The organism is Streptomyces kebangsaanensis, assembly GCF_001906585.1.
In the GTDB taxonomy this organism is placed as follows: Bacteria; Actinomycetota; Actinomycetes; order Streptomycetales; family Streptomycetaceae; genus Streptomyces; species Streptomyces kebangsaanensis.
On the sequence record NZ_JUJA01000115.1, the window covers coordinates 1 to 12,298 of the forward strand.

Sequence of the window (12,298 nt, forward strand, 5' to 3'; positions counted from 1 at the left end):
TGTGGGTGGGGTGTAGTGAGGGTGTGGACCCGGTTGCGGGGCGGGGGCAGGGCCGTCGGGGCGCTACTGAGCGTGACGTTGGCCGTGGGGGCGGTTCCGGCCCTGGGGGGTGAGGCCGCGGCCGCCGTGCCGGCCGCGCCGCGGAGTGCGGAAGCCCCCGCGGCCGCCGGCGGGGTGTCGGAGGCGGAGGCGCTGGCCGAGGCCCGGCGTAGGGGGAAGCCGGTGGAGGTCTCCGCCCGGCGCGGGGAGAGCCGCGAGGTGTTCGCCACGCCGGAGGGGCATCTGGAGGCGCGGGAGTACCTGCGGCCGGTCTGGGCCCGTGGCCAGGGCGGCTGGAAGCGGGTGGACACCGGCCTGGTGGCGACCGGTGCGGGCACGGTGGCGCCCAGGGCCGCGACGGTGGACGTGGAGTTCTCCGGGGGCGGCACGGCGGTGCCGCTGGTGCGGATGCGGCGGGCCGGGCGGGAGCTGAGCCTGGCGTGGCCGACCCCGCTGCCCGAGCCCCGGCTGGAGGGGGCGGTGGCGACGTATCCGTCGGTGCTGCCGGATGTGGACCTGCGGATGACCGCGCAGGAGGACGGCTTCACCCAGTTGCTGGTGGTGAAGACGGCGAAGGCCGCGGCGAGTGGGGAGCTGGCCGAGCTGCGGCTGAAGCTGTCGGCGTCGGGCCTGGAGGTGCGCGAGACCGGTGAGGGCGGGCTGGAGGCCGTCGACAAGGGTGCCGCGGGTGCGGTGTTCGAGGCGCCGAAGCCGCTGATGTGGGACTCCAGCACCGGCGGGCAGGCAGCCGCCCCGGCAGGGGCACGTGCGGCCGCGTCCGGTGCGCAGGCCGCGCCGGACACGAAGCAGGCCGATGAGAAAAGAGAGCCGGGTGCGGGGGAGTCGGGCAAGCTCGCGCCGGTGGGTGTGGAGGTGACGGCCGGGCAGGACGAGCTGGTGCTGACCCCGGACACCGACGTACTCAAGGGCGCCGGGACCGTCTACCCCGTCTACATCGATCCGCAGTGGTACACGCCGAAGGCGGCGGCGTGGACGATGGCGTCGAAGTACTGGGCGTCGTCCCCGCAGTGGAAGTTCAACGATGCCTCGGACGCCGGCATGGGCTACTGCGGCTGGGACTACTGCCAGCCGCACGACACCAAGCGGCTGTTCTACCGGATCCCGACCTCGACGTTCGCGGGGAAGTCGATCCTGTCGGCGGAGTTCGTGGTCCGCAACACCTGGTCGGCGTCCTGCGACGCGCGGAGCGTGGAGCTGTGGCAGACCAAGGACATCTCCGCCTCGACGACGTGGAACAGCCAGAATGCCGCGGGCTTCTGGATCAAGCAGCTGGCGTCGAAGCCGTTCGCCTACGGCTACAGCGGCTGCGCGGCCAAGGACGCGGAGTTCGACGTGAAGGCGGCGGTGCAGGCGGCTGCCGACAGCAAGAGCGCGACGATGACGTTCGGGCTGCAGGCGGCCAGTGAGACGGACCGGGTCGGCTGGAAGCGGTTCTCGGACAAGGCGTATCTGCGGGTGCAGTACAACCGTCCGCCGCCCCAGATCAAGATGTCGCAGCTGACGATGGAGTACGGCGGCACCTGCAAGAAGCCGGCCGACGCGGCACGGGTGCGCACCCTGGGCAAGATCTCCGCCAACAACATCACCGACCCGGACGGCGACAACGTCGCGGTGCAGTTCCAGGCGTCATGGGACACCGGGGACGGCAAGGGCCTGACCCCGCGGTGGAAGCCGGCGCTGACCTCGTACAAGAAGTCCGGGTCGAACATCTTCTCGATCAGCCTGCCGACCAACGTGCCGCAGAACAAGCAGATCAACTGGGAGGCGCGCAGCTACGACGGGGCCCAGTACTCGCCGTGGTCGTCCGCGGGTGACCCGGCCGCCTGCTACTTCTTCTACGACACCTCGGTGCCCAAGGCGCCGTCGATCACCTCGGGCGAGTACCCGGCCTCGAACCCGGAGGACCCGGACGACCCGTGGTACGACGGGGTGGGCAAGTACGGCACCTTTTCCATCAAGGGCGCCGACAGCGATGTGACCAAGTACTGGTACGGCATCAACAGCGACCCCACCTCGAAGAACGTACTCACGACATCCGGCGGCGCCGCGAAGAGCATCCGGATGCTGCCGGCCAAGCCCGGGCTGAACCTCATCACCGCGCAGGCGTTCGACCAGGCCGGCAACGCCGGTGAGGTCCGCACCTATCAGTTCCGGGTGAAGGCCGGGCAGCCCGAGCGGGCGATGTGGCAGATGGACGAGGACGCCGGGGCGAGCCAGGCCGAGGGGTCGGCGCCGGAACGCACGCTCGAGCTGCGCGGCGGCGCCACACCGGGCGTGCCCGGAGTCAAGGGCACGGCGGTGTCCTTCAACGGCGTCGACGGCTACGCGGTCTCCGACATTCCCGCCGTGGACACCTCGACCAGCTTCTCCGTCTCCGCATGGGCGCGGCTCGACCGGATGCCGACGGCAGCGGCGATCATCGCCGCCCAGCCGGGCAACCACTCTCCGGGCTTCGAGCTGTACTACTCCCAGTCCTACGACCGGTGGGTGTTCAACCAGTACACCTCCGACACGGCCGGTGCTTCCATCGCCCGGGCCATGGCCGCCACGCCCGGGGACGCCAAGGCGGGCGAGTGGACCCATCTGGTGGGCGTCTACGACAGCAAGGCCAAACAACTGCGGCTGTACGTGAACGGCACGCAGGCCGGTGCCACCGCATACACCACCGCCTGGGAGGCCCGCCGCGGGCTCCAGCTGGGCGCCGGTATCTACAGCGGTGTCCACAAGTCCTTCTTCCCGGGCACGATCGACGACCTGCGAATCTTCGACCGGGCGGTCAGCGCGACCGAGGCCGGACGGTTGTACCAGGACCAGGAGCTCACGACCGGGCGCCCGGCCCGGGCCGTCTTCCCGCTGGACGAGGAGGCGACCGCCCAGAAAGTGGTCGGCACGGCCGCCCGGCAGCCGCTGACCCTGCACGGCGGCGCGACGCTGGGCGTGAGCGGAGTCGCGGGCAACGCCCTGAAGGTGGACGGGACCAGCGGCTACGCGGCCACGGCCCTGCCCGTACTCAACACGGCCCGCTCGTACACCGTTTCCGCCTGGGCGAAGCTTCCCGCGGAAGCCACCAACCGCAATCGCACGGTGCTCAGCCAGAGCGGCACCTACTACAGCCCGTTCTACCTCTCCTACGAGTGGGAGCCGAACACGTGGAGCCTGCGCACCTCGCTCGAGGACGTCGAGGCAGGCAACCTCACCAACCAGCGGGTGCGGGCCAACCAGCCGGCGCGGCCCGGTGAGTGGACCCACCTGATGGCGGTCCACGACGCCGACGCCCAGCAGATCCGCCTGTACGTCAACGGGCAGTTGCAGGGCAGTGCCGCTGCGCCCAAGATCTGGGAGGCCCAGGGGCCGGTGCAGGTCGGCCGTACCATCTGGACGGGCAAGTACGTCGACTACTTCACCGGAGAGATCGACGACGTACGCCTCTTCGACCGGCCGGTGGCCGACGACGAGGCCCGTCAGATGTTCCAGCAGCGCCCGCTGGTCAAGGCTCGGTGGACGTTCGAGGAGACCACCGGGACCAGCCCGGTGACCACCCCGAACGCCGTGCCCGGAGGCAGCGCGCTCACGCTGAACGGCGGCGCGAAGAAGTCGGACTTCTCCTTCATCGACTTCGGCGGCCTGGAGCTGGACGGCGTCGGCGGCTACGCGGCCACGACGTCCGTACCGGTCGACACCAGCGGCAGCTACACCGTCACCGCCTGGGCCCAGGCCGTCGCACTGCCGACCAGTGGTGTCGCGCTGGTCAGTGCCGAGGGCTCCACCCAGAGCGCCCTCACCGTCCGTTTCGTACCGGACACCGTGAACCCGGAGGGCCTGGGCCACTGGGAACTGGCCGTGCCGGACAAGGACAGTACGGACGTGACGGTCGTACGCGTGAAGAACAGCGAGTTCTACGACGCGCGGGACTGGAACCACCTGGCCGTGGTCTACGACGGCTTCGCCAAGCAGGCCCGCCTGTACGTCAACGGAACGCTGCAGGAGATCTCCTGCGACGGCAGCGGCGAGGACTGCGGGGACCAGGTCTCCTGGGCCGAGAACACACTCGCCTTCAAGGCGGCCAAGTCCTTCCAGGTCGGCCGCGCCAAGACCGACGGGACCTGGGGCGAGTACTTCCCCGGCCTGGTCGACGACGTGTGGGCCTTCCAGGGCGCTCTGAACGACGTGCAGGTCGAGCACTTGGCCACCTCGTGGTTCGACGTCCCCACTGAAATCCCCGCCGGCTAACCCGCTGGCCGGTGTGCGCCCGAAGGCGCTTCGGACGCACACCGGTCGCGATTCCTTCTTCCCCTATCTCCTTGCCGTGACCCGCCGTGTGCGGGTGCGGCGCACACAGCGATGGACACCACACGATGAAACACACGCCCAGGCGCTCCAGAGGGGCCCTGTATCGAAGGACCTCACTGGTCCTGTCCGCAGTGATGATCGGCGGCCTCCTACAGTTCGCGGCCACCCCGGTAGCGACGGCAGAGGACAACGGTCCCCCGAAGCTGCCAAGTGCCGACAAGCCAGTCCCAGGCACGAACGAGCAGAAGGTCAAACCCCGCAAGATCTCCAAGGGACCCAAGACCCCGCAGAAGGACCCCGAGGCGACCTGGCCCAAGGCCGGCACGGCCGTAGTCGAGATCCCGGACCCCGCTGCCAAGCCGGCAGACCGTTCGGTGACGGCCGAAGGTCTGCCGATCACGCTGAGCTCGGCGAAGCCGGCCAAGGACGTGGTGCAGGGTGAGGTTCAGGTCCGGCTGCTGGACCGCAAGAGCACCGAACGCGCCGGTGTACGAGGACTGCTCCTCTCCCTCACCCTCAAGAGCCAAGCTAAAGAGGCCCCTGAGAGCAAGGCCAAGGCCACCACATCAGACGACGGCAGTGGCAAGGCCGCCGTCACGGTCGACTACTCCCAGTTCGCCGAAGCCTACGGAGGCAGCTACGCCTCCCGCCTGGAGCTCATCCAACTACCCGCCTGTGCACTCACCACACCTGACAAGAATGCCTGCATCGAGGGCAAGGCCCTGAAGTCCACCAACAACACGGGCAAGCAGACGCTGACCGCCCAGGCGGTCAATCTGAGCTCGGGCCAGCCCACGGTCCTCGCCGTGACGGCAGCGGCTGAGGGTGAGAAGGGCGACTACAAAGCCACCGACCTGTCCGCGTCCGCGGCATGGGACACCAATCTCAACACCGGTGACTTCAACTGGTCCTACGGCATGCCGGTGCCTGAGGTCCCTGGCGGCCTTAAGCCCAGTGTGGGGCTCAGCTACTCGTCTGGCTCCCTCGACGGCCGTACCGGCGGCACCAACAATCAAGGGTCCTGGGCGGGCGACGGGTTCAGCCTGTGGCCGGGCTACATCGAGCGCAAGTACAAGCCGTGCGCCGACGACGGGGTGAAGAACGCCGACGGCAACAAGCCGGGCGATCTGTGCTGGGCTTACGACAATGCTTTTCTGTCGTTCAGCGGCAAGGGCGGCGAACTCGTCCCGACCGGTGCCGACTCGTGGAAGCTGAAGAACGACGACGGCACAAAGGTTGACCGTCTGAGGTCGACGTCCCGCGGCAACGGCGACAACGACGGCGAGTACTGGCGACTGACCGCCCCGGACGGCACCCGCTACTACTTCGGCTACAACCGGCTGCCGGGCTGGGCGGACGGCAAGCCGGTCACGAACTCCGCCTGGACCGTCCCTGTCTTCGGCAACGACACCGGCGAGCCCTGCCACGCCTCGGCGTTCGCCGACTCCTGGTGCCAGCAGGCCTGGCGGTGGAACCTGGACTACGCCGTGGACGTGTACGGCAACGCCATCGCGTACTACTACAACCAGGAGACCAACTCCTACGGCCGCAACCTGAAGGCCAAGGACAACACCCGCTACGTGCGTGGCGGTTCCCTGGACCGCATCGAGTACGGCCTGAAGTCCGACTCCGTGTACGGCACCAAGCCGCTTGCCAAGGTCGACTTCACGACCTCCGAGCGCTGCCTGCCGGACGCCAGGACCGACTGCTCGGACATCAACAAGGACGCCTTCTACTGGTACGACACGCCCTGGGACCTCAACTGCGACAGCGGCAAGGATTGTGACAAGGGCCGCCTCTCCCCGGTGTTCTTCACCCGCAAGCGGCTGACCGGCATCACCACCGAAGTACTCAAGGGCGACACCCACACCAAGGTCGACTCCTGGACACTGGGCCACCGCTGGGGCATGGCCGACACCGACTACCAGCTGCTGCTCGACTCCGTCCAGCGCACCGGCCACACCGCAACCCCTGCGGTCACCCTGCCGAAGACGACCTTCGCCTACACCCAGCTGGTCAACCGCCTCGACAAGACCGGTGACGGGTACGCGCCCTTCATCAAGGCTCGCCTGTCCACGGTCGCGGACGAGTCCGGCGGCCAGATCGACGCCAACTACTCTGCTCCGGCGTGCAAGGAGGGCAGCCTGCCCACACCGCACACCAATGCCACCCGCTGCTTCCCGCAGTACATCGGCGGGGACAGCGACAGCGACCCGGAACTGCACTGGTTCAACAAGTACGTCGTCGACTCCCTAACGGAAACGGACCGCACCGGCGGCTCACCGGACCAGGTCACGCAGTACGAATACCTTGGCGATGCTGCCTGGCACTTCGACGATTCGGATGGCTTGACCAAGGAGAAGAACAAGACCTGGTCGCAGTGGCGCGGCTACGGACATGTCCGGGTGAAGACCGGCGGTCAGGGCGGCGCGATGAAGTCGCAGACCGACTCCTACTTCCTGCGCGGCATGCACGGCGACCGCAAGGACAAGACCGGCGGCACCAAGACCGTCACCGTCGCCCTCGCCGAGGGTGAGGGCGAGGCGATCACCGACCACGAGTCGGCCGCCGGCATGGAGTACAAGAGCGTCACCTTCGACGCTCCCGGCGGCAAGGTGCTGGCCAAGACGGTCAGCCGCCCCTGGCATCACGAGACCGCCAAGAAGGTTCGTGACTGGGGCACGGTCACCGCCCACTTCGCTGGCACTGCCGAGAGTAAGACATGGACCTCGCTCGACGATGGAGCCGGTGCCAAGTGGCGCACCACCACGACGGCCACTAGGTACGACACGGTCGCCGGCCGGGTCACGCAGGTAGACGACCAGGGCGACACCTCGACCACGACCGACAACAGGTGCACCCGCACCACCTACGCCACCAACACCAGCGCGAACATCCTTGCCCTGCCCTCGCGGGTGGAGACCGTCGCCAAGGCATGCGATGCCACCGTCGACCGCAGCAAGGACGTCACCTCCGACGTCCGCACCGCCTACGACGGCGGCGCGTACGGCGCCACGCCGACCAAGGGTGATGCCACTGCGGTGGCCACGCTGAAGAGCCACGACGGCATCAAGGCCACCTACCTCGAGGCCGGCGCCACGTTCGACGGCTACGGGCGCCCCCTGACCGCCACCGATCTGACCGCCACCGTCACCGTCGACGGCACCGCCGATCCCGTGCGCACCGTACGCAGTGACGGCCGCACCAGCAAGACGTCGTACAGCCCGGCCACCGGTCTGCCCACCCAGACCACGGTTACAACCCCGCCCGCCAAGGCCGGGGACGACACCACCGCGCAAACGACGACTACGATCATCGATCTGCTGCGCGGCCAGCCGCTGAAGCAGACGGACACCAACGGTAATGTGACCGAGTTCGCCTACGACGCGCTCGGCCGCTCCACCAAGGTGTGGCTCGCCGACCGCAGGACCACCCAGACCCCGAGCTACGAGTTCGCCTACCGGGTGGAGGACGGCAAGCCGGTTGCCGTCACCACCAAGACTCTTGACAACGGCGGCGGGCAGATCAGCTCGCACACGCTGTATGACGGGTTCCTCCGCGAACGCCAGAGCCAGACGCCTGGCCCTGACGGCGGACGCATCCTCACGGACGCTTTCTACGACGAGCGCGGCTTGGTCGTGAAGTCGTTTGCCCCGTATTACGCCACCGGCGCACCGTCCCTGGAGCTGTTCAAGCCGGTGGACGCGCTGGCGGTCGAGACCCAGACCCGCACCACATATGACGGACTGGGACGGCCGGTGGAGACCCGGCAGATCGCCGGCAACGGCGATGGCGGAACAGTGCTGTCCACCACCAAGACGATCTACGGCGGGGACCGCACCACGGTGGTCCCGCCCCAAGGCGGCACCGCAACTACCACCCTGACCGACGCCCGCGGCCTGACCACCGAGCTGCGCCAGCACCACAGCCGCAGTGCGGACGCGGCATACGACACCACCACCTACGGTTATACGCCGCACGGTCAGCTTGCCAAGGTCACAGACCCGGCCGGCAACTCCTGGAGCTACACCTACGACCAGCTCGGCCGTCAGACCAAGACCGACGACCCGGACAAGGGCGTCACCACCACTGTCTACGACGACCGCGGCCAGGTGACCTCCATCAAGGACGCGCGCGGCACCAGCCTGTTCAACATCTACGACAACCTCGGCCGCAAGACCGAGATGCGCGAAGGATCCGCGACGGGCACACTGCGGGCCAGTTGGGTCTACGACACCCTGACCGATGCGAAGGGGCAGCTGGCCGAGTCCACCCGCTACCAGGGCGGGCACGCGTACACCTCCAAGGTCACTCAGTACGACAGGCAGTACCGGCCCATCAAGACCGCAGTGGTGATCCCCGACTCCGAGGGCGCCTTGGCCGGCACTTACCAGTCCGGCGCCAGCTACAAGCCCTCCGGGCTGCTCGGAGGGATCAGCTACTCCGCGGCTGGCGCACTGCCTGGTGGCTCGGTCGTCTACAGCTACGAGGACCGGACCCTGCGTCCGATCGAGGTGTCCGGGCAGGGCATGACCACCTCGGTCACATACAGCAACACGGGCAAGCCGCTGCAGTACGAACTCGGCCTGACCAGCGGCGGCAAGAAGACCTGGACCACCAACACCTACGAGTGGGGCACCCAGCGCCTGGCCACCTCCCGCGTCGACCGCGAGGAGCAGAGCGGCGTCGACCGTCACGCCACCTACAAGTACGACGAGCTGGGCAACGTTCTGTCCATCTCGGACGTCTCCCGCACTGGAACCGACAGCCAGTGCTTCACCTACGACTACAAGCGCCAGGTGAAGGAAGCCTGGACCCAGGCCACCAGCGGCTGTGCCGCCGCGCCGGCCGCGGGCGTGATCGGCGGTCCGGCCCCGTACTGGAACTCCTACACCTACGACAAGGTCGGCAACAGGCTCACCGAGACCCGGCACGACCCGTCCGGAGACACCGGCAAGGACACCCAACGCACCTACACCTACCCCGCTGCTGGCGCGAAGCAGCCGCACACCCTGAGCTCGGTCACCACCAAGAACGCCAGCGGCACCAGCACCGACAACTACAGCTACGACACCACCGGTAACACCACCGCTCGCCCCGGCCAGACCCTCACCTGGGACGCCGAAGGCCACCTCGCCAAGGTCACCGAGGGCAGCAAGACCACCGAATACCTCTACGACGCCGACGGCAGCCGCCTCATCGGCCGTACCGCCACCGAAACCACCCTCTACCTCGGCCACACCGAAGTCACCCTGCCCAAGGGCGCCACCACGGCGAAGGCCACCCGCTACATCGACGTCGGCGGCGGCCACCAGGCCATCCGCACCGACGACGGCACCTTCGACTTCACCATCGCCGACCACCACGGCACCGGCCAACTCGCCATCGATTCCGGCACCCTGGCCATCCAGCAACGCCGCACCGACCTCTTCGGCAACCACCGTGGCACCGCTCCCACCGCATGGCCCGGCAGCAAGGGCTTCGTCGGCGGCACCGACGACACCAAGTCCACCGGCCTTACCCACCTCGGCGCCCGCGAATACGACCCCGCCACCGGCCGCTTCGTCAGCGTTGACCCGATCATGGATCTCGCCGACCCGCAGCAAATGCACGGGTACGTCTACGCCAACAACAACCCCGCCACACTCTCCGACCCCACTGGGCTTCGCCCCGACGGGCCGGTGGGCGGCCACTCCCAGAACGACGAGCGCTGGGCCCAGCAGAACGGCAAGCAGGGCAGTACCTGGTTCAAGGACAACTACGGCGGCTGGAGCTACAAGCACGTCCAGTGGCTTCCCGGTCCCATCGGATCGGGAAAGAACGTCACGTCGGTCAAGTACAGTTGGTCGCGCGCAGCCCGAACCCACGGGTACACAAAACGCACCGGCAGCGCCATGTATACGTGGGATGCCAAGAAGGGAGATCCGGGCCCCATTGTGGGTGCAATTCTGGGCGCATACTCGTACATAATCCCTGACATTCAGGGCTTTGTGTCGGGCCCTCTGGGAGCAATACTGGAGGGCGACTTCAAGGAAGCCTGGCGAAGGCTAAACGAATGCACTCCCGACGCTGATGGCAAGTGTTACCGCACGGGGGTCGTTACGCCAGGGCCCGGGGGACTCGGTCGTGGGGCAGTCCCGAGGCCAGGGCCGAGGACATTCCCCCTGGGATTCGGCAGCGCTGGCAAGTTCAAGGAATTCGCCACGGCTCTGAAGTCGGGCCTGAAGGATGCCGGCCATGGTGATGCGGTTCCGGTGTTTCAGGGAAGTTCAGTCACAGGAAGAAGTTTTAATTCTGGCAAGCCGTTCGGGCCGCATAGTGACTTCGATGTGGCGCTAACAGGGCCTGAAATATTGGCGCGCGCCAAAGATGCTGGCATTCCGTTGCGGTCCGGTGGTACCCGAACCGGACCACTGAAGGGGGCCGATCTGCATAGGATGGGACTCGACGACGTTGCTGCGACTCTGTCTTCCGAGGTGGGTAGACCCGTGAACTTCATGATCTACGGGTCGACTGAAGCCGCGACAAGCAGAGCGCCGAGTATCATCGTTCGCTAGATAAAAGTGCCTCCTGCGTCCCCGGCCCTAAGGGCCGGGGACGCAGGAGGCACTATGGGTAGATCATTACTGGGGGACTCGTGAAGTCTGTGTATAACTTNTGGCGTCGAATCGATGGACGTGCAGGATGCCGCATCCGCACTGGAGAGCCTCCTGGGGGTGAAGTTTCATCGTCGTGAGAGTTCCTATAAGGGTGGGGAGTATTTTCTTGCAGGCTTTAATTCGGGGGGTGAAATCACGGTTGAGGTGAATTGGGTGGATGAGGATGGGGATTTGGCGGAGCCTGAGTACGCAAATTTTTCGGTTCTCGTGTATGCGAATAAGGTGAATGTTGGCACTCTGGCCAGTATTTCTGCGGCAGGACTGTTCACGCTGCTACGGTCGGATGAGCTTTGATTAGCTGTCATTGGAGAGGGAACGCCGTTCGGTGACCTGCTCAGTCGAACGTGGAACCCGACACTGGGCGACTCGCGAAGGCGGTGGGTCAGTCCTGATGGTGTTCAGTAAATTCGCCTGAGTTGTCGTAGTGTCGACGCTCACGTAATTTTACCGTCGAAACCCGGGGAGCTCCGGGGTATTTCTGCGGGAGCTTTGTCTATGAAGGTGGCGTGGAGCGTATCGACCCTTCGGAATGCGAGTACGGAATCCCAATGCCGTTTAGTTAGGCCGTAGTTGGTACGGTCGCGGCATGACGCAGGGGGTAGGAGTCGGTCCGGAGGGCCGCCTGACGGATCTGGTGTCGCTGGGGGCGTTGACGTCGCTGGTGCCGCGTTCGGTGCTGGACGAGGCGATCGCGGTCACCGAGGCGCACGAGCAGCGGGTGCGGAAGCTGCCCGCCCATGTGGTCGTCCACCTGCTGATGGCGCTGTGCCTGTACGCGGACGACGACTACGAGGAGGTCGCCGAGAAACTCACCGGGATGCTCTCGTATCTGCCCGGCTCGCGCTGGCAGGCGCCCACCCGGGGCGCCATCACGCAGGCTCGGCAGCGGCTCGGGCCGGAGCCGGTGAAGGAGGCGTTCGCGCAGGTCGCCCATCCTCCCGCGACACCGGCGACGCCGGGGGCGTTCCTGGGGCGGTGGCGGGTGATGGCGATCGACGGCTTCGTCCTCGATCTGCCCGACACCCCGGCGAACGTGGAGGAGTTCGGCAAGGGCAGTGCCGGCGGAGACGAGACCGTCTTCCCGTAGGCCCGGGTGGTGACCATCAGTGAGTGCGCCAGCCACGCCCCCGTCGCCGCCGACATCGCGGGCTGCTGGGCGAGCGAGCAGACCCTGGCCTTCTCCCTGTACGAGCAGCTCGCCCCGGACATGCTGCTCACCGCCGACCGCGGTTTCTACAGCTTCGACGCCTGGCGGCAGGCTCGCGCCAGCGGCGTCGAGCTGCTGTGGC

2 protein-coding genes and 1 pseudogene are annotated in these 12,298 nt (G+C 67.3%); all 3 read left to right on the top strand.

The window, feature by feature from the left end; translation table 11 throughout:
* Positions 1 to 72 precede the first annotated feature (72 nt).
* Complete coding sequence (locus RH94_RS17010) at positions 73 to 4,290, top strand: LamG-like jellyroll fold domain-containing protein (RefSeq protein ID WP_234425833.1); 4,218 nt, start codon at positions 73 to 75, stop codon at positions 4,288 to 4,290.
* Positions 4,291 to 4,415: 125 nt separating this feature from the next.
* Positions 4,416 to 10,907, top strand: coding sequence for an RHS repeat domain-containing protein (locus RH94_RS17015; protein ID WP_079189073.1), 6,492 nt, complete (start codon positions 4,416 to 4,418; stop codon positions 10,905 to 10,907).
* Between the two features lie 688 nt (positions 10,908 to 11,595).
* A pseudogene (locus tag RH94_RS43650) lies at positions 11,596 to 12,298 on the top strand (IS4 family transposase); the annotation flags it as partial.

What these genes read in the sequence shown, in the direction of transcription:
- RH94_RS17015 (WP_079189073.1), top strand. Translation starts at nt 4,416, where the DNA reads ATGAAACACACGCCCAGGCGCTCCAGAGGGGCCCTGTATCGAAGGACC.